The organism is Laceyella sacchari (genome assembly GCF_024927925.1).
GTDB lineage: Bacteria > Bacillota > Bacilli > Thermoactinomycetales > Thermoactinomycetaceae > Laceyella > Laceyella sacchari.
The window spans coordinates 1,326,948-1,346,405 of sequence record NZ_CP103866.1; the positions used below are offsets into that span (position 1 = coordinate 1,326,948).

A 19,458-nucleotide genomic window follows, 5' to 3' on the forward strand; every position below is an offset into this window, starting at 1 on the left:
TTATGCAGCTTGTTTTATTTCAGCCAGATAGGATTGGCCTTGTTTCTCATCATATTGTTTTTCCCATTTGGACATTACCACTGCTGCAAGGGAGTTACCAATGACGTTTACCACGGTCCGGGCCATGTCCATGATGCGGTCGACGCCAGCGATGAAGGCCAGACCTTGAGGCGGAATTCCCACTACATGGAGCGTGGCCAAGAGTACGACGAAAGAAACGCCAGGCACCCCTGCAATCCCTTTTGAAGTAACCATCAGGGTGAGCAACAAGGTAACTTGTTGGGTCAAGGTGAGATCGATTCCATACATTTGCGCGATGAAAATGGCTGCGATCGCTTGATATAATGTAGAGCCGTCCAAGTTGAAGGAGTATCCGGTCGGAATCACAAAGGAAGTGATCGCTTTGGGGCAACCGAATTTCTCCATTTTTTCAATCAGTTTCGGCAACACGGTTTCCGAGCTGGATGTAGAGTACGCCAAGATCAGTTCGTCTTTCAGGATGCGAATCATTGAGAAGATATTGATGCCGAACAATTTGGCTGTCAGACCAAGTACGACGAGCACGAAGAACAGCATTGCTGCATATACCAAAATGACCAGTTTGCTGAGCGGGATGAGCGACTGCAAACCAAACTTGGATACGGTTACACCAATCAGGGCGAATACGCCGAATGGTGCGAACTTCATAATGGTGTTGGTCACATAGAACATCGCGTCAGCTACACCTTGGAAGAATTGCAATACCGGTTGGCCCCGTTCGCCGATGGCGGCAACCCCGAGACCGAACATCACCGAGAAGAAGATGATGGCCAGCATGTCCCCTTCAGCCAGAGAAGTGAACAGGTTCGTTGGGACAATGTTGACGAAAGTGTCAACCATGCCATGGTTTTCCACTTCATGGGTGGTATCCACATATTTTTGGATATCTGTTTTTTGAATCGCTTTCATATCGACCCCGGCGCCGGGTTGGAAAATGTTGGCTGCCAAAAGCCCGACCAAGAGGGCGATGGTGGTGATGATCTCGAAGTAGAGAATGGTTTTGCCGCCGATTTTGCCAAGTTTCTTAATATCCCCTACACCAGCGACGCCGACAATGATGCTTGCGACGACGATGGGAATGACGATCATCTTGATCAGCCGTAAGAAGATGTCGCCGATTGGTTGTAAGTATTGTTCAATACTGGGGTTACCATAAAAGACGGCACCAACCGCGATCCCCAGGATGAGTCCGATTAAAATTTGCCAAGCTAAGCCAATTTTTTTCATCTTCATATAATCACCTCACGCTATGACTGATATAAGGGATAGATCATCATTTGTTTATAAATTTAGGTGGCAAGGCAAAACATTTGACTAAGTCAATAATTGACATGCTTAATATGTTAAATTATTTTACGTTGTAATTCAACTGGAATAACAATTATAATATTAATCGGAAAATATATGGTATCATTGTTTCGGTAAAATAAAACCGAATGGAGATACCATTCGGCCGGTGAGATTATGTAGAGGGACGGTCAGGACTTGTCAATTTCTTGTTGCCAGCATGGGTGGGTCCTACGGTGGGTTGCTCTGGCGAGCTTTGTCTGTTTTTCCGCTCTTTTTGCCGTTGTTCCAAGCTACGCTCGTCAGTTTGGTGTCTCATTGTTATCACCTCCTTTTTATATAGGGTTCTTCAATAGGGTGATGAATATTCTAGAATACATAAATGGAATCTTTTAAAAACCAAACGTTCATTTTCACGACATTTACAAATTTTCCGCAATTAGTACCGGGAATTGCAGGAAGATTTTTACGTTTGTCGAATGCAAAAAAGGAAACTGGTATGGATGATTAGGAGGGTCTTTCATTGAATCAGATCCGAGTCATATTAGCGGATGACAATCGGGAATTTGCCGAGCTTTTGAAGGAACATCTTATGAGCCAAGGAGACATTGAAGTGATCGGGGTCGCCCATCACGGTGGCGAAGTGATAGACATGATTAAACAGCGGGTGCCAGACGTGCTCGTGTTGGATATTATCATGCCACATTTGGACGGGTTGGGCGTGTTGGAGCAGATTCAGCAGATGAATTTGCAACCTGTGCCCAAAGTGATCATGCTGACCGCGTTTGGTCAGGAAAACATCACTCAGCGGGCGGTCGAGTTGGGTGCTTCTTATTACATACTCAAACCGTTTGATCTTGACGTTCTTACACATCGCATCCGGCAAATGAAAGGGATCAGCGGCAAGGCGTCGTTTGTGAAAACGTCGCAGGTAAGCATGCCTTCACCACGGGCAAACAACCTGGACGCCAACATCACCAATGTAATTCATGAAATCGGCGTGCCGGCACATATTAAAGGATACTTGTATTTGCGGGAAGCGATATCCATGGTCTACAATGAGGTCGATCTGTTGGGGGCGATTACCAAGTCTTTGTATCCGCGGATTGCTGAAAAATACAATACTACCCCAAGCCGGGTGGAGCGAGCGATTCGCCATGCGATTGAAGTGGCTTGGAGTCGGGGGAATATGGATTCCATCCGCAGTCTGTTCGGTTACACCATCAATGTGTCCAAAGCGAAGCCGACCAACAGTGAATTTATTGCGATGGTAGCCGACAAATTGCGGATCGAGCACAAGGTCGGATAGGGATGGTACTCGAAAACTAACATTCTACCAATGTTCTAAAGCCGCTGATGTTGCCGGAGAGGATTCTTTGGCAACATCAGCGGCTTATTTTCTTTTGGTGATGAAAAAGGAAGTAGATGTAGAGGGCTTCATTTGTGCAAGGTTTTATGATAAGGTCATAATACCTGGTACTAAGACCAGGATACCAACTGGATGCCTCTTGCATTATACGATTGATATGCCAGGAGTGTAATCATAGGAAAGGTGCAATGTCAGTAGGCGGTTTGCAAGTTCAATTGATTTTGACTCGTTCGTTGCGGTGAATCAAAATTCGATGTTCGCGGCGTGCTGTTTCCAGTTCTCGCAGGAGGGCGCGCGCGCTTTCATATTCCCGCGCTTGCAGACATTGGCGGTATCGCCTTTCCAGGGGGGCGATCACATCTCGATGGAAGAGATTGGCCTGATTGGTGTAACGGGGTTTTGGAGGATTGTTTGGTTTTTTCTCTTTGTTGTAAGCCTTATGTTTGACCATGCGAACCACCTGCCTCAAACATTTAGTAGGGGTGCCAGCGGAGTTGGCGGGCTTTGCAATAGCGTTCATAGACTTGAGGCCAATTGACAACATGCCACCAAGCGTCGATATACTGCCTTCGCTTGTTGGGGTACTTAAGGTAATAGGCGTGTTCCCACACATCCAGCGGCAACAAGGGAACGATGTCCTGTTGTGACAAGTTTTGATGCTTTTCGGCTTGCAGGATTTCGAGTCGGTGGGCACGAGGGCTCCAGACGAGCATGGCCCAGCCTCCTCCTTCCACTTTTTCGGCTGCTTCAGAAAATTGTTTTTTAAAGGCTTCAACGCTACCAAAGTCGTGAATGATTTGCTTTTTAAGCGCTCCGCTGGGTTCGCCGCCGCCACGCGGACTCATTGATTCCCAAAAAAGCGTGTGGAGATAATGGCCGGCGCCGTTGAAAGCCAATTCTCTTTCCCAATGCTTGATCAATGAGAAATCACCGGTTTGTCTCGCGTGCGCCAATTGGGTTTCTGCTTTATTTAAGTCTTCTACATATTTCCTGTGATGTTCTTGATGATGGATGCGCATGGTGGTTTCATCGATGTAGGGTTCAAGGGCATCATATGGATAGGGAAGCGGTGGGAGTTGATGTTGACCAATTGGCACCGGCTGGTAAGCGGAGACAGCAGATGTCTCTTCCTTATACGGTGATTCTTCGGGTTGTCGAGCGGAAGTGGTTATCGTTTCGATCGGTTCCAACAAGCGAGCAAACGATCGCAACCAATGCCGCCATTGTTGTTCCCCCGCTGCCGCGAGATAAGGATCTGGGCTGAACAGCGTGTGTTCGATTTGCGTAAGTTGTTCTCGAAGCCGAACCGAGGTTTCCCGTTGCGCAGGATCTGTTGCTGCCTTTTCTATTTGATTGAGCAGTTTGCGAAAAAAGGAAAAAGATGAGGCCATCGGTTCGCGGGACAAGCTAGGAAGCCAGAATGATGGTGGGTAAGTCATGTGTTTTCCCTCCTCGCGTCTTCACTCTCAAGATATGTGCCCAGTTGGTAAAGGGTGAATGGCGGCACAAAAAAACATCCGCAGGTTGTGCGGATGACTAAGTTTGAGTTATGAGGCGAAAAGACGCCTGTGTGTCAATAACCCGGCTTGTTGCGGTAGGTGGGATCGTTTTGTTTGCCGATCAGGCGTGGCTGGATTCGTTTCCGTTTGCGGTCATGGTGGAAGAGGAAGCCGCCGATCAGTGCTAATCCTGCGATGAGCAAGACGAGTCCGCCAATGAAAGGAAGCCAAGCCATCCCTTGGCCACCAAAATAGTTGAACAAGACGTCCCGCATCAAGGTCCAACCGTAAATGGCCAAAGCGCCGGGCACGCACATGATAATGATGGCGATAATCCGTTGGTATACCGGTTTCATGTCGCATCCGTCCTTTCTGTGGTCAAGGCTAATAGTACCTTATTTTGACGCCGATGGCTAGCCTGCGTTCCAATTAGCCCCGAGCACAAGTTAATCGTCCCTACCTAGTGTGGTAAGATAAGGGGCGGATGGTTGAAAGGAGGGTGCAAGTTGCAAACTTTTTTGATCGTTGGAGGCGGAGAAGACGGCAAAACGGTGTTGGACATGTTGGCTTCAGTCGACTTTATTACTGTGGTCGGCATGGTGGATGCAGCGCCGGATGCCCCCGGTATGGTGGAGGCACGTAAGCGGGGGATTCCAACTTCCACGGATGTGCAAACGTTCCTTGCTCCCCCTCCGGATGTGATTTTGGACGTGACGGATACAGATGAGGTGGAGGGGCGGCTGAAAGAAATAGCATCACCTCAAACACATGTGATTTCCGGTGTTGTGGCCCGATTGATGGTTAAGCTGGTAGGAGAAGCGTGGAAGCGGCGGCAAAATGAATTGGAAGCGGTCGTCAATTCGACACATGACGGGATGATTGCCGTTAACCAACACGGAGAAGTGACGCTGTTCAATAAGGCGGCAGGGCGAATGACCGGCGTTGATCCGGCAAAGTCTTTGGGAAAACCAGTTACTGAAGTCATCCCCAACACGCGTTTGGGTGTGGTCATTAAGGAGGGGATCAGTGAATTGAATCGCCGGCAAACGCTGGAAAATGGATTGGAAATAATCACCAGCCGTGTGCCGGTCAAGGCGCCGGACGGCAAAGTGATCGGAGCCGTCGCCGTCTTTCGTGACATCAGCGAGATCAAACAGCTCACACAGCAAGTGCTTGATTTGGAGAGTATGAAAAGCATGTTACAGGCGATTATCAACTCTTCTGATGACGCTATTTCCGTCGTGGATCAAGATGGTATGGGCATACTGATTAATCCCGCCTACACCCGGCTGACGGGACTAACGCCTGAACAGGTGATCGGGAAACCGGCTGAAACGGACATTTCCGAAGGGGAGAGCCTGCACAAAAAAGTGTTGAAAACGCGTCAACCAGCTCGAGGGGTGCACATGAAAGTAGGTCCGCACCACAAAGAAGTGGTGGTAAATGCAGCTCCCATCATCATCGGTGATGAGTTGAAGGGAAGTGTGGGCATCATCCACGATGTTACCGAGTTGAAACAATTGAGTCGCGACTTGGAACGGGCGCGCCGCATTATTCGCACCTTGGAGGCGAAATACACATTTGAGGACATCATCGGCAACAGTGAGCCGATGTGCCACTCCCTGGCACAAGCGAAGCAAGCGGCACAGACGCGGGCGACGGTGCTGCTACGCGGGGAATCCGGCACAGGCAAGGAGTTGTTTGCCCATGCGATTCACAATGCGAGCGACCGTAAATACAACCAGTTTGTGCGTGTCAATTGTGCCACCTTGTCCGAGTCGCTATTAGAGAGTGAATTGTTCGGGTATGAAGAAGGGGCATTTACCGGAGCCAAACGGGGCGGAAAAAAAGGCTTGTTTGAAGAGGCGAGTGGAGGCACGATTTTCCTGGATGAGATCGGAGAATTGAGTTTAAGCACCCAAGCCAAGCTGTTGCGAGTGTTGCAAGAGAAAGAAGTGCTTCGGGTCGGAGGAACCAAATCAATTCCTGTCGATGTGCGCGTCATAGCGGCGACAAATGTGTATCTGGAAAAAGCAATTCAGGAAAAACGCTTCCGTGAAGATCTGTATTACCGGTTGAATGTATTGCCTATACATATCGCCCCGCTTCGCATGCGCAAAGAAGATTTGTATGATTTATCCCTGCATTTAATCAAAAAGTTTAATCAAGAGTACGGCCGGCAAGTTGAAGACATCGGAGAGGACGCTATTCATGTGCTATCCCAGTACGATTGGCCTGGAAATGTGCGTGAATTGGAGAATGTGCTGGGTCGGGCTATGATCAATATGGCGTTCAATGAAAGACGCATGCGGCGCGAACATATTCCACCACTGGACCTTTCCCGCATGATACAGCCGACGGCGACACCCTCTGTTCCCGATGCAATTGTCGGCAAACCGCTGAAAGAAGTTTTGGCACAAACGGAACGGGATTACATTTTGCAGGTGGTTGCGGCATGTGGCCAAAACAAAACGGAAGCGGCGCGGAGGTTGGGCATCTCCATCCGCAGCCTTTATTACAAATTGGAGCGGTATGGAGTGCTGTGACACTGCAATTTTTTGCATGAAGAGAATTGCAGATATTTTGCAATCCGTTGCAAATAGTTTTATTTACAATTTAAATAAAAAACAGGAAGCATCTTGCTTTTGCGGATTTGTCGATGAGTTGGCACTGCATTTGCATATATGGTATTGCGACCGACTAATCCGAGAAAACTATTTTTAATCTGATTTGATAACAGACAAATACAGTCGGAAAAAAGAGGTGTGTAGGATGATTAAAACATTTGAGGAAGTAGTAAAAAAAGCGGAAACCTTGCCATCTGTCACCGTAGCTGTGGCCCAAGCTGCCGATGAGGATGTGCTGGAGGCGGTACGCGAGGCAAAAGAGCGCAACATTGCAGATTTTCTTCTGTTTGGAGATAAAGATACCATCATCTCCTTAAGCCAAAAAGTTGGCTTGGAGATCGATGCGGCTGCAATCGGTCATGCCGATTCTGACGTTAAAGCCGCTCAAATGGCAGTATCCGCCGTGCGTGAAGGCAAAGCAGATGTTGTGATGAAAGGCATGATTCAAACATCTGATTTCTTGCGTGCGGTTCTCAACAAAGAGTATGGATTGCGTACGGGAAAAGTGTTAAGCCATGTGTCAACGCATGAAGTCGACGGTTATGATCGTCTCATCCACGTGACTGACCCAGCTTTGAATGTGGCGCCGACATTACCAGAGAAGGCCCAAATCGTCCAAAACGTGATCGGCTATTGCCATTCGCTGGGTAACCAAGAACCAAAAGTGGCTGTGCTGGGTGCAGTGGAAGTAGTTAATCCCAACATGCCTCCCACATTGGACGCGGCGGCATTGACACAGATGAACAGGCGTGGGCAAATCAAAGGTGGCATCATCGACGGGCCGTTCGCTTTGGACAACGCAGTCTCTGTCCATGCGGCGGAACACAAAGGGATCCAAAGCCCGGTTGCCGGCCAAGCGGATGTCTTGCTTGTTCCTGATATTGAAGCAGGCAACATGTTGTACAAGTCACTTGTTTACTTTGGCAAAAGCAAGGTTGGGGCTTTGGTGCTGGGAGCTGCCGCTCCAGTCGTTTTAACCTCCCGTGCGGACTCTCCTGAAGCGAAACTGTACTCGATCGCTCTGGCGGTACTGCAAGCAGCCAATCAAAAACGCGCATAGTTTAGGGGGAACTACACATGAAAATCTTTGAATACATGGGGAAATACGATTATGAGCAGTTGGTGCTGTGCCATGATGAACAATCTGGTTTGAAAGCGATCATTTGCATCCATGATACCACTCTGGGGCCTGCGCTTGGCGGGACCCGGATGTGGACATATGACAGCGAAGATGCGGCGATTGAAGACGCATTGCGCCTGGCCCGTGGTATGACTTACAAAAACGCAGCAGCCGGACTCAACCTCGGCGGCGGAAAGACTGTTGTCATCGGCGATCCCAAAAAGGATAAAAGCGAAGCACTGTTTAGAGCGTTGGGACGTTACATTCAAGGGTTGAACGGTCGTTATATCACTGCAGAAGATGTGGGAACCACGGTGGAAGACATGGATATCATTCGTGAAGAGACGAAATACGTCACCGGTGTTTCCCCAGCATTCGGTTCCAGCGGAAATCCATCCCCTGTGACCGCCTATGGCGTATACAAAGGAATGAAAGCGGCTTCTAAAGTGGCCTTTGGTGAAGACTCTCTCAAAGGCAAGGTTGTGGCGGTGCAAGGAGTTGGCCATGTCGCTTACAACCTGTGTAAACACCTGCATGCCGAAGGCGCTAAGCTGATCGTGACCGACATCAACCAAGCAAACGTGGATCGTGCCGTGCAAGAATTCGGAGCGGAAGCGGTAAGCCCTGACAAAATCTACGACGTTGATTGCGACATCTTTTCCCCATGTGCACTTGGCGCCATCATTAACGATGAGACGATTGAGCGCCTGACTTGTAAAGTAGTAGCCGGTGCTGCCAATAACCAGCTCAAAGAAGAGAAGCACGGAGAGATGTTGGAACAGAAAGGAATCATCTACGCACCTGATTATGTTATCAATGCGGGCGGCGTGATTAACGTTGCTGATGAACTGTACGGATACAATCGTGACCGGGCGATGAAAAGAGTAGAAACCATTTATGACAACATGCTTAAAGTATTTGAAATTGCAAAGCGCGACGGCATCCCAAGCTATAAGGCAGCTGACCGGATGGCAGAAGAGCGGATCGCAGCTATGCGCAAAACGAGAAGCACATTCCTCGTTAACGGCCAAAGCATTTTGAGTCACAGATAAAAGCGTGGAAGAAACGGAGTGTTTATGGTGGAGCCGATTCGGGTTCTAGCGATTAACCCAGGGTCAACTTCAACCAAAATCGGTGTGTTTGATGATGAAAAAGCGATTTTGGTTGAAACGTTGCGTCATGACCCAGATGAAATCGCGAAGTTTAATGATTTGTTTGAGCAATATCCATTTCGAAAACAAGTGATCTTGGACACCCTTGATCGGGAAGGGATGAACTTGACACGGTTGGATGCAGTGGTGGCGCGCGGTGGGTTGTTGCGCCCCATTCCAGGAGGCACTTATGAAGTAAACGGGCCGATGCTGGACGATTTGCGTTCCGGTGAATACGGCATGCACGCTTCCAACCTCGGAGCGGTGATCGCACATGAGATTGCGTCCCAGTTAAACATCCCTTCGTTTATCGTCGACCCGGTGGTGGTCGATGAAATGGAACCGATTGCCAAGATCTCGGGCATGCCCGCCATCGAACGGCGTAGCATTTTTCATGCGCTAAACCAAAAGGCGGTTGCTCGCCGTGTCGCCAAACAGAACGGAACCAGCTATGAGCAAGTGAACTACATTGTCGCTCATATGGGAGGCGGCATCACCGTCGGCGTGCATGCAAAGGGCCGTGTGATTGATGTGAATAACGGATTGCACGGGGATGGCCCCTTTTCCCCTGAACGGGCGGGAAGCATTCCGGTTGGGGATTTGGTGTCCCTCTGCTTCTCGGGCAAATATTTCGCCAGCGAAATCATGCGCATGATCGTGGGCCGCGGTGGTCTTATGGGATATTTGGGCACGACGGATGCGCGCGAAGTGGAAGAGCGCATTGCACAGGGCGATGAGAAAGCCAAAAGCGTCTATGAAGCGATGGCTTACCAAGTGGCGAAGGAAATCGGGTCGTGCGCCGCAGTGTTGAAAGGAAAAGTGGACGGCATCATTTTGACCGGCGGGCTGGCTTATGGGAAAAGTTTCACCCAAATGATCCAAGAGCGGGTGGAATGGATCGCCCCTGTCCACCTTGTGCCGGGAGAAAATGAACTACAAGCGCTTGTGGAAGGGGCACTTCGCGTTGTGCGTGGCGAAGAGACGGCCAAAAACTATCCACCTGTCGCAGAAAAAGTGGGGGTAACGCATGGCTGAAAACGTAGATTTGGTAGTGTTGGGAGCGGGACCTGGAGGCTACGTAGCCGCAGTTCGCGCTGCTCAATTGGGAATGAAGGTAGCCGTAGTCGAGAAGGAAAAAGTAGGTGGGGTATGTCTTCATAAAGGATGCATTCCTTCCAAAACTCTGCTCAGAAGCGCGGAGATCTACCAGCATGCAAAACATGGAGAGGAATATGGTATCCGCGTGGGGGATGTCACCCTTGACTTTGCCGGCGTACAGGCCAGAAAAGAAAAAGTGGTCAGCCAACTCCACAAAGGTGTGGAAGGATTGCTCAAAAAAAACAAAGTAGATGTGTATAAAGGAGTCGGCCGCATTTTGGGCCCGTCGATTTTCTCGCCGCAACCGGGAACGATTTCGGTGGAGTCCGAAGATGGTGGCGATCCGGTGATGTTGGTTCCGCAATATGTGCTGATTGCAACGGGTTCCCGGCCGCGTATATTGCCAGGGTTGGATGTAGACGGCACGTATGTGATGAATTCGGATCACGCCCTACAGATGCAAGAATTGCCAAAATCGATCATCATCGTTGGCGGTGGCGTTATCGGAATTGAATGGGCATCTATGTTGAGCGACTTTGGTGTCGAAGTGACTGTAGTTGAATTCGCCAATCGGATCTTGCCGTTTGAAGATGAAGATGTCAGCAAAGAGATGGCACGTCTGATGAAAAAGCGCAAAGTGAGAGTGTTGACCAATACTAAGGTCTTGCCTGAAAGCGTATCCAAAGCGGACGGCGTAGTCACATTGCAGGCGGAATCGGGCTCTGAGGTTATTACTTTGACAGCGGAAAAAATGCTCGTTTCCGTGGGCCGGCAAGCCAATATTGAAGACATCGGTTTGCACAACACAGCGATTGAAACCGAAAAAGGCGTCATCAAGGTCAATGAGTTTATGCAAACCAAGGAGAAGCACATCTATGCGATCGGCGATGTGGTCGGCGGTTACCAATTGGCTCATGTGGCTTCCCATGAAGGAATTCTGGCTGTTGAGCATATGGCTGGATTGGACGTACATCCGTTGAATCCGCAAGAGGTTCCGCGTTGTACCTATAGCCGTCCGGAAGTGGGCAGCATCGGACTCACCGAAGCGGAAGCGAAGGAACAAGGATATGAAGTAAAAGTAGGCAAATTCCCATTCCGCGGTGCCGGAAAAGCATTGGTTTATGGTGAACCGGATGGTTTCATCAAAATCGTGTCCGATGCGAAGACGGACGACTTGCTGGGTGTGCACATCATCGGTCCGCACGCTACTGACATGATTTCAGAAGCTGGTTTGGCCAAAGTGCTTGATGCCACCGCTTGGGAAATCTCACAAGTGATTCACCCACATCCGACCTTGTCCGAAGCTTATCTGGAAGCGGCATTGGCCGTTGACGGCAAAGCAATCCATGGGTAATCAAAGGAGGAACCGCAATGAGCGAATTGAATCATAAAGAATTGGGGTTAAGCGATGAGCAAGTGCTGGAAATGTACCGCACGATGCTTTTGGCCCGCAAAATTGACGAACGCATGTGGAAGTTGAACCGTGCGGGTAAAATCCCGTTTGTGATCTCCTGCCAAGGGCAAGAAGCGATTCAGGTAGGCGCGGCCTTTGCGTTGGATCGTGAGAAAGACTGGCTTTGCCCGTACTACCGCGATTTGGGGATGGTGCTGACTTTCGGGCAGTCGGCTAAAGATCAAATGCTGTCCGCTTTTGCCAAGGCGGAAGATCCAAACAGCGGCGGGCGCCAAATGCCCGGGCATTACGGTGACAAACGTTTCCGCATTTTGACCGGCTCCAGCCCTGTGACAACCCAGGTATTGCACGCAGTGGGCATTGCGTACGCTGGAAAATTGGAAAAGAAAGACCATGTTGTGTTGACCACCTGCGGGGAAGGGTCCAGCAACCAAGGCGATTGGCATGAAGCTTGCAACTTTGCAGGCGTACACAATTTGCCGGTCATCTTCATGGTGGAGAACAATAAATACGCCATTTCTGTTCCGCTGGATAAGCAAGTGGCGGGCGGAGAAATCTGGAAACGCGCCGAAGGTTACGGATTCCCAGGAGTACGCGTTGACGGAAACAACCCGCTGGAAGTATACAAAGCGATGAAAGAGGCCGTCGAACGTGCACGGCGCGGGGATGGTCCAACCTTGATCGAAGCGGTGGCTTATCGGTTGGTGCCCCATTCCAGTGACGACGATGATCGCACCTACCGCAGCCGGGAAGAAGTGGAAGAAGCGAAAAAGAAAGATTCCTTGCTCCAATTCAAAGATTACTTGCTGCAACATGGTGTGTTGACGGAAGAGAAAGAGCAGGCGCTCTTGGCCGAAATCAATCGCGAAGTGGATGAGGCGACCGATTACGCGGAGCAGGCGCCGTATCCGGATCCGCAAGAAACGTATAAGCATGTTTATGCTTAAGGCAGGAGGAGAGAGATATGCCCGTTATTTCATATATTGATGCCGTAACGCAGGCTCTGATGGAAGAGATGAAGCGCGATTCACGCGTGTTTGTGCTGGGGGAAGACGTTGGGGTACGCGGCGGGGTGTTCCGCGCGACTGCTGGCTTGATTGAAGAGTTTGGCGCTGACCGGGTTTTGGATACGCCATTGACAGAATCGGCTATCGCCGGCGTGTCGATCGGTGCTGCCGCTTACGGCTTGCGCCCAGTTGCCGAAATGCAATTCGCTGATTTTATTATGCCTGCCGTGAACCAAATCATTAGTGAAGCGGCAAAAATCCGTTACCGTTCCAATGGGGACTGGCAATGTCCGCTCGTGATTCGGGCTCCATACGGTGGTGGTGTCCACGGTGCGCTTTATCATTCGCAAAGTGTGGAGAAGATTTTCACGGGTGTGCCGGGATTGAAGATCGTCATGCCTTCTACCCCTTACGATGTGAAAGGCTTGTTGAAAGCGGCTATTCGGGATGAAGATCCGGTGCTCTTCTTTGAACATAAGCGTTGTTACCGGCTGATTAAAGGGGAAGTGCCTGTAGAAGATTATACGGTTCCGATCGGCAAAGCCGACGTGAAACGGGAAGGAACGGATGTCACGGTCATCTCTTACGGCTTGACTTTGCACTTCGCCCTGCAAGCAGCAGAACAATTGGCCCAAGAAGGAATCAGCGTGCATGTGCTTGATTTGCGTACCTTGGTGCCGTTGGACAAGGAAGCCATTCTGGAAGCGGTGGCGAAAACCGGTAAAGTCTTGATCGTTCATGAAGACAACAAAACAGGGGGCTTTGGGGGAGAAGTTGCTTCCATTATCGCGGAAGAAGCTTTCTTTGAGTTGGACGCGCCGATTAAGCGTCTGTGTGGCCCTGATGTGCCTGCTATGCCATACAGCCCACCGCTTGAAAAAGAATTTATGCTGAATCCAGATAAAATCGCAACGGCGATTCGTGAACTGGCAGAATTCTAGGCTGGCTACAGAGGAGGACAATTATGGCAACTGATATCAAAATGCCGCAACTCGGCGAGAGTGTCGTGGAAGGCACCATTGCGAAGTGGCTGAAACAACCGGGGGACCGGGTAGAAAAATATGAACCGATCTGCGAAGTGTCCACGGACAAAGTGAATGCAGAAGTGCCATCGACGTTTGATGGCGTGATGGTGGAGATTATCGCCCAAGAAGGCGAAACGGTTGAAGTTGGCCAATTGATTTGTCGTATCGAAACAGAAGGCGAAGGTGCTGTGGAAAATAAGCCCGCCGCATCCGCTGATTCCGTTGCTCCGGCCGCTCAGGAGACGCCAAAAGCGAAAGCAGACACCGCCGGCGACAACTCCAACAAGCATCGTTATTCTCCGGCCGTTTTGCGCTTGTCCCAAGAGCATGGCATTGATTTGACTCAACTTCAGGGGACGGGCAAAGGAGGCCGCATTACCAGAAAAGATGTGCTTAAGGCCATTGAGCAAGGCGGTACACAACCAGCTGTTGCCACTGCTGCCCAAGTACCAGTGCCAGAGGCCCCTGTCGCACCGGCAACACCAGCGGCCGCTCCGGCACGTGAAGCTGTGACTGCTTCCACCACCCCGGCGGCTCCGGCAAAAACGGGCGTTGTCTTGGAAAATGGCGACCGTGAAATTCCGGTGACGGGAGTGCGGAAAACGATCGCACAACGCATGGTGCAGAGCAAACACGAGGCTCCGCATGCTTGGACGATGATGGAAGTGGATGTTACTGGTTTGGTTGCCCTGCGCAATCGGTTAAAACATGAGTTTAAACAACGTGAAGGTGTTAACCTCACCTTTATGCCATTCTTCATCAAAGCGGTGGTTGACTCCCTGAAAGAGTTTCCACAGCTGAACTCCGTTTGGGATGGAGACCGGATCATTCTGAAGAAAAATATCAACATTTCCATCGCCGTGGCCACGGACGACGCCTTGTATGTTCCGGTAATTCATAACGCGGATGAGAAAAGCATTTTGGGGCTGACCAAAGCAGTGAACCAATTGGCCGAAAAGACCCGCGCCGGCAAACTGGAGCTGAAAGACATGCAGGGCGGCACGTTTACGGTCAACAACACCGGCTCGTTTGGTTCGGTCTTGTCAGCACCGATCATCAACGCCCCACAAGCGGCTATTCTCTCGTTCGAGTCGATCGTGAAACGGCCAGTGGTGTTTGGGGACAACATGTTCGCAGTGCGGGATATGATGAACATCTGTATGTCGCTTGACCACCGGATCTTGGATGGCCTGATGGCCGGCCGCTTCCTGAAGCGTGTAAAAGAGCGTTTGGAAGCGTATGGGCCAGACAGCCAAATCTGACATTCCCACGTTTTCTTGTGATACAATAGCTGGAAGGAGCGGACGGTTGCGTCTGTCTCCTTGCAGCAAACGATAAACGGCATCCTGTAAGGGGATGCCTTTTCGACATGGAGAAGGTGACACAGATGGACTTTGCGGTGCAACGGTTAGGCATGTTTCCATACATGGAGGCCTGGGACAAACAGAAAGAACTCGTGCAAGCGATTGATCAGGGGCGACTAGGCAACCAATTGCTATTGTTGGAACACCCTCATACCATCACGCTGGGACGCGGTTCCCATCAGGAAAACATTATTTTTTCGCCTGATTATTATCAACAGCAAGGTGTTCAGTTGGTTGAAATTGACCGTGGCGGCGACGTTACTTACCACGGACCGGGCCAGTTGGTGGGTTATCCATTGTTCCACTTGGGGGAACGGGGAAACAACGCCCATGGATATTTGCGGGATCTAGAGGAAGTATTGATTCGTACCCTGAAGCGGTTCGGGATTGAAGCTGGACGGAAAGAAGCTTACACCGGTGCGTGGGTGGGGGATGTGAAAATCGCGGCGATCGGCGTCAAATTTAACCGAGGCCGCAACCGTCGCGGCTATATCACTAGCCATGGGTTTGCGTTAAACGTAAATACTGATTTGCGTTATTTCCAGATGATTGTCCCATGTGGAATTAAGGAGTATGGGGTCACTTCGATGCAGGAACAGTTGGGAAAACCCGTTGATATGAATGAAGTGATGGAGCAAGTCATCGCCTGCACGCACGAGGTGTTTGGCGATAAAATGGAATGATCGGAAGATGGTTGCACAGCAAGGAGCCTCCGGCGCGCCGGGTGGCTCCTTGTCGTTGTTAAAGGACGCGTTTATGCTGAGGTTCTGGGTACCGGTAACAGCGCAATTGCGCCTGGACTTTGCTCCAGTAGCTATGGAGTTGAGCCGGGAACGAGGCGTGAGTCAACTTGACGGAAGGCCCGGACAGTTTGGCGCAAGGGCAGGGCACATCGCCGTGGTATTTGTACACATACAGTTCGCTCCGCAAAGAAATCTCTTCCGCAGTCACGGTGACGCAAGTGGCCACAATCGCGACGGTTTGCGAGGTGAGCGGAAGAAGGTGCAATATGGCATCAGCAGGAGGGACAAAATCTTTCTCCAACCATGTTAGCTTGTTCAGCTCAATCCACTCCGCTTCTTTGTGTGCCAGCTGCTCTTTAAGTATCTCGATTTTCTCCTGAACAAAGCGTCGTTTCCGGGACAAGGACAAAATCTCGTGGGCGAAGGTGTGGAAAAAGGCTTGATCCCGCTCGTGGCATGCGTTTTTACGCATACAGGTCAGACCCAATTTGGACCATAGCGACAGAGGGGTCTGTGGATTCCACTTTCCTTTGGACGCTTTGTATTTGGCTTGTTGCTTCCGCCATTCACGTTCGGTGGAGGCGCCTAATTTTTGCAATTGAGCCAATTTTCCTTTGAGAATGCGGATATCTTGGTTCAGGTCGGAAACGAGGGAACGCCAGCCGGTGGCATAGGTGTGCCGAACAAGTGAGTGGGTAAGCGGTTTATAAGGAGTGTGCCGCATCATTGCTTGCGTGATGGCATCCGGTTGGATGCACGGCAAGGGTAATGGGATAGAGGGATCGCCGCTGAGCAATGTCAGTTGGTGCGGCAGAGAGTGGATATTCATCTGGCGATGATTTTCTTTCGTGTGCAGGTATCCACAACAAGCGATCCATCGTCCTTGCAATTGACGTATCGTGGTTTCGGCATGGGTGAAGCGGGAAAGAATGAGCTCGCAGGATTGGTTGGCGTGGTTTCCGGAAAGGGTGAGACGGTGAGTGTTGCGAGTGTTGTGAATTCGGGTTACTTGTCCGATCAAGGTGATGAGCTGGCCGGAAGTGGCAGGAAGATTGGGGTTGTCCATCCTGTGGATGAAACGATGGAGGGGGATGCTAGTCCCGTCTGCGCACGTGATTTGATAAGCCGTTGTTTCTTTGAACATGTGGAGCTTCGTCCTGGTAAACACGGCTTGAAGCCAAGCCATCCATCGGATTTGTTCCTCCCTTTGCCAAGTATAACTTCCATCGGGTCTCCACTCGTTTTGCGATGCGGGCACAGTCAAAAGAAAGGAATGCTTACCGTTTGGTACGAAAAGCCGACGGTTAGCGTCTTTGATTGGATGCTTGCGATGAGCCCTTGCGGGGATCCGGGGACTGGGCGGCACGCTACGGCCTTTTTTTTGTTTCGGACTCCTCCGGCGGTAAAAGAAAGAATCCAAGCAGGATATCCCCCTTCCGCGAAATAGTCTGAATAAACCGTTCCCAAATATTATTATAAATGAAAATCAGAAAACCGTAGCCCCTTTTTGAAGAAAAAAGCCCCCAATAGATGGGAGCTTGGCATATGTAGGGATTACTGAATACCTACAAACAAGTCATACAGGGACAGCAGGGTGACACCAACCAAAGCGAGTGTGAAGACGCCCCCGATAATAACGCCTGGTTTGTTGCCGATCTTTTTATTGTCTATGACACCGCGGATCGACAGGATCGAAATGATGACAAGAAGAGGTACCATGAAGTATTCCATTGCATATTCACCTGCCTTCTGTTGTTTGCGCTTGGGCTTGCGCACTCATCATTACATAGTATAATCGATTCATTTCCTGATTAACATACGCACCCTTTATGAATTATAGAAAGAGATAGGCTCCGGTGGCAAGGGTTGAAACGAGAAGCGAGAGGACAAGCACATATACCGTCACTTTGATCCATTTTGGCTTCACGATTGATTCACCTCACAACATCCTATTGTATCCAACCTTTGGGATAAAGTCCATGAAATCACCTCTTTGCGAAAACTTCGTTCAAACAAACGTAATATTTGATATATTAAGAAGTGAAAGCGTTTTATTATGATGAGGGGGATAGCATTCATATGGAAAATAAAAGCGCAAAAAGTCGATGGGAAGAAAAAACTGTTCGTTGGTTAGAGAAAGCGCCAGAACGCAAGCAAACATTCACCACCCTCTCTGGCATTGAAGTGGAACGCTTATACACCGAACACGAAGCGCGGGAAGAGTGGCCCGGTGAATTCCCTTATACGCGCGGGATACACCCGACCATGTACCGCAGCCGCCTTTGGACGATGCGCCAGTACGCCGGGTTCGGTTCAGCCAAAGAAACAAATGAGCGGTTTCGATATTTGTTGCAACAGGGGCAATCGGGTTTGAGCGTTGCTTTTGATCTTCCGACCCAAATTGGCTATGACTCTGATGATCCCATGGCGATGGGAGAAGTGGGGAAAGTAGGGGTAGCGATCGATTCCCTCCGGGACATGGAACAATTGTTTGCGGGGATTCCTTTGGATCAAGTCAGCACGTCGATGACCATCAATGCCCCGGCAGCGATTTTGTTAGCGATGGTGATTGCCGTTGGCGAAAAGCAAGGTGTTAGGCCGGAGCAGTTGCGCGGCACCATTCAAAACGACATCCTCAAAGAGTACATTGCGCGGGGCACCTACATTTTTCCGCCCCAACCGTCGATGCGCCTGATCACTGACATTTTTCAGTATTGTGCGGAGCATGTACCCAAGTGGAACACAATCAGCATCAGCGGCTACCACATTCGCGAAGCTGGCTCCACCGCCGTGCAAGAAGTCGCTTTCACTTTGGCCAACGGCATTCAATATGTGGAAGCAGCACTGGATGCGGGCTTGGAAGTAGACCAATTTGCGCCGCGACTCTCATTTTTCTTCAACGCACACAATCACTTTTTTGAAGAAATCGCCAAATTCCGTGCTGCAAGAAGGTTATGGGCTAAAATCATGAAACATCGTTTCCATGCGTCGAACGAGCGCTCGTTACAGCTTCGCTTCCATACCCAGACGGGTGGGTCGACATTGACCGCGCAACAGCCGGACAACAACATTGTGCGGGTCACCTTGCAAGCGTTGGCGGCAGTGCTTGGGGGAACACAGAGTTTGCACACCAACGCGCGGGATGAAGCTTTGGCTTTGCCCACGGAAGAGTCGGCGCGGATCGCTCTGCGCACGCAACAGATTATCGCTTACGAAAGCGGCGTGGCTGACACAGTGGACCCGTTGGGCGGTTCCCACTACATCGAGACGCTGACAGACCAGATCGAGCAAGAGGCTGAAGCGCTAATCAAGCGGATTGATGAGTTGGGGGGAGCTGTGCATGCCGTGGAGCAAGGGTTTATGCAACGGGAAATTCGCCGGGTAGCGCTGGAAACACAGCGGAAAATCGAGCGCGGTGAAGAAGTGGTGGTGGGGGTGAACAAGTTCACCTTGGAGAATGAAACGCAACCGCCACTGTTGCGGGTCAACCCGGCCTTTGCCAAAGAACAGATTGCGGCGTTGAAAGAATTGCGGGCGACGCGAAATCAAGAAGCGGTGAATCAGGCGTTGGCGCGGCTCAAACAGGCTGCGGAGGGAACGGAAAATGTGATGCCTAGCATACTGGAGGCAGTCAAAGCGTATGCCACAGTGGGTGAAATCTGCAACACATTGAGAGCGGTGTTTGGTGAATATAAACCAGTCTAGGGGGAAACGG

Annotated in this window: 19 protein-coding genes; 11 read left to right on the top strand and 8 right to left on the bottom strand. The window is 50.3% G+C overall.

Annotated features, from left to right (window positions below):
- Together gltP and NYR52_RS06620 are read right to left on the bottom strand one after the other, a co-directional pair.
- Entirely contained in the window at window positions 1-1,266 is a 1,266-nt protein-coding gene (gene gltP, locus NYR52_RS06615; RefSeq protein ID WP_259436732.1) for a glutamate/aspartate:proton symporter GltP, read from the bottom strand.
- A gap of 235 nt (window positions 1,267-1,501) precedes the next feature.
- Entirely contained in the window at window positions 1,502-1,645 is a 144-nt protein-coding gene (locus tag NYR52_RS06620) for a hypothetical protein (RefSeq protein ID WP_022736180.1), read from the bottom strand.
- A 204-nt stretch (window positions 1,646-1,849) separates the two neighbouring features.
- On the opposite strand from NYR52_RS06620, the gene spo0A reads away from it, so the two are divergent.
- Window positions 1,850-2,635 carry a sporulation transcription factor Spo0A gene (gene spo0A / locus NYR52_RS06625; protein ID WP_022736181.1) on the top strand — a complete coding sequence of 262 codons (786 nt, stop codon included), beginning with the start codon at window positions 1,850-1,852 and terminating at the stop codon, window positions 2,633-2,635.
- Between the two features lie 271 nt (window positions 2,636-2,906).
- Here the strand turns inward: spo0A and NYR52_RS06630 are convergent, their stop codons facing one another.
- The 3 genes from NYR52_RS06630 to NYR52_RS06640 form a co-directional block, all read right to left on the bottom strand.
- Window positions 2,907-3,146 carry a hypothetical protein gene (locus tag NYR52_RS06630; RefSeq protein ID WP_259436546.1) on the bottom strand — a complete coding sequence of 80 codons (240 nt, stop codon included), beginning with the start codon at window positions 3,144-3,146 and terminating at the stop codon, window positions 2,907-2,909.
- A gap of 22 nt (window positions 3,147-3,168) precedes the next feature.
- Window positions 3,169-4,134 (bottom strand): superoxide dismutase, encoded by a 966-nt coding sequence (locus NYR52_RS06635; protein ID WP_259436547.1) that lies wholly within the window; start codon window positions 4,132-4,134, stop codon window positions 3,169-3,171.
- A gap of 134 nt (window positions 4,135-4,268) precedes the next feature.
- The gene (locus NYR52_RS06640) at window positions 4,269-4,550 is read right to left on the bottom strand and encodes a DUF2627 domain-containing protein (RefSeq protein ID WP_132220122.1); all 282 of its coding nucleotides are present in this window, start codon (window positions 4,548-4,550) and stop codon (window positions 4,269-4,271) included.
- A gap of 150 nt (window positions 4,551-4,700) precedes the next feature.
- Here NYR52_RS06640 and NYR52_RS06645 point away from each other — a divergent pair, with 150 nt between their 5' ends.
- The 9 genes from NYR52_RS06645 to lipB all read left to right on the top strand — a co-directional run bounded on the left by NYR52_RS06645 (window position 4,701) and on the right by lipB (window position 15,683).
- A complete protein-coding gene (locus tag NYR52_RS06645) occupies window positions 4,701-6,740 on the top strand; it encodes a sigma-54 interaction domain-containing protein (protein ID WP_132220123.1) in 2,040 nt (679 codons plus the stop codon).
- A gap of 226 nt (window positions 6,741-6,966) precedes the next feature.
- Window positions 6,967-7,881 (top strand): phosphate butyryltransferase, encoded by a 915-nt coding sequence (gene ptb / locus NYR52_RS06650; protein WP_022736187.1) that lies wholly within the window; start codon window positions 6,967-6,969, stop codon window positions 7,879-7,881.
- A gap of 17 nt (window positions 7,882-7,898) precedes the next feature.
- Window positions 7,899-8,993, top strand: a complete 1,095-nt coding sequence (locus tag NYR52_RS06655) for a Glu/Leu/Phe/Val family dehydrogenase (RefSeq protein WP_054095392.1) — start codon at window positions 7,899-7,901, stop codon at window positions 8,991-8,993.
- Between the two features lie 24 nt (window positions 8,994-9,017).
- Entirely contained in the window at window positions 9,018-10,127 is a 1,110-nt protein-coding gene (gene buk, locus NYR52_RS06660) for a butyrate kinase (protein WP_132220954.1), read from the top strand.
- Window positions 10,120-11,544, top strand: a complete 1,425-nt coding sequence (gene lpdA / locus NYR52_RS06665; RefSeq protein ID WP_259436548.1) for a dihydrolipoyl dehydrogenase — start codon at window positions 10,120-10,122, stop codon at window positions 11,542-11,544. The genes buk and lpdA overlap by 8 nt, the downstream gene beginning before the upstream one ends.
- A 17-nt stretch (window positions 11,545-11,561) precedes the next feature.
- Window positions 11,562-12,551: a thiamine pyrophosphate-dependent dehydrogenase E1 component subunit alpha gene (locus tag NYR52_RS06670; protein ID WP_022736191.1), complete on the top strand. Its 990-nt coding sequence runs from the start codon at window positions 11,562-11,564 to the stop codon at window positions 12,549-12,551.
- A 17-nt stretch (window positions 12,552-12,568) separates the two neighbouring features.
- Window positions 12,569-13,552: an alpha-ketoacid dehydrogenase subunit beta gene (locus NYR52_RS06675; protein WP_132220125.1), complete on the top strand. Its 984-nt coding sequence runs from the start codon at window positions 12,569-12,571 to the stop codon at window positions 13,550-13,552.
- Between the two features lie 23 nt (window positions 13,553-13,575).
- Window positions 13,576-14,898, top strand: a complete 1,323-nt coding sequence (locus NYR52_RS06680) for a dihydrolipoamide acetyltransferase family protein (protein WP_259436549.1) — start codon at window positions 13,576-13,578, stop codon at window positions 14,896-14,898.
- A 107-nt stretch (window positions 14,899-15,005) separates the two neighbouring features.
- Window positions 15,006-15,683, top strand: a complete 678-nt coding sequence (gene lipB, locus NYR52_RS06685) for a lipoyl(octanoyl) transferase LipB (RefSeq protein ID WP_246026843.1) — start codon at window positions 15,006-15,008, stop codon at window positions 15,681-15,683.
- A gap of 58 nt (window positions 15,684-15,741) precedes the next feature.
- On the opposite strand, the gene NYR52_RS06690 is transcribed toward lipB, so the two are convergent.
- The 3 genes from NYR52_RS06690 to prli42 all read right to left on the bottom strand — a co-directional run bounded on the left by NYR52_RS06690 (window position 15,742) and on the right by prli42 (window position 17,670).
- Window positions 15,742-16,887 carry a hypothetical protein gene (locus NYR52_RS06690; RefSeq protein ID WP_132220127.1) on the bottom strand — a complete coding sequence of 382 codons (1,146 nt, stop codon included), beginning with the start codon at window positions 16,885-16,887 and terminating at the stop codon, window positions 15,742-15,744.
- A gap of 410 nt (window positions 16,888-17,297) precedes the next feature.
- Window positions 17,298-17,474, bottom strand: coding sequence for a hypothetical protein (locus NYR52_RS06695; RefSeq protein WP_022736197.1), 177 nt, complete (start codon window positions 17,472-17,474; stop codon window positions 17,298-17,300).
- A 103-nt stretch (window positions 17,475-17,577) separates the two neighbouring features.
- Window positions 17,578-17,670: a stressosome-associated protein Prli42 gene (prli42, locus tag NYR52_RS06700; protein WP_154987287.1), complete on the bottom strand. Its 93-nt coding sequence runs from the start codon at window positions 17,668-17,670 to the stop codon at window positions 17,578-17,580.
- A gap of 152 nt (window positions 17,671-17,822) precedes the next feature.
- Between prli42 and NYR52_RS06705 the strand changes: the two genes are divergently transcribed.
- On the top strand, window positions 17,823-19,448 hold the full coding sequence (locus NYR52_RS06705) for an acyl-CoA mutase large subunit family protein (RefSeq protein ID WP_132220128.1): 1,626 nt from the start codon (window positions 17,823-17,825) through the stop codon (window positions 19,446-19,448).
- Window positions 19,449-19,458: the final 10 nt, after the last annotated feature.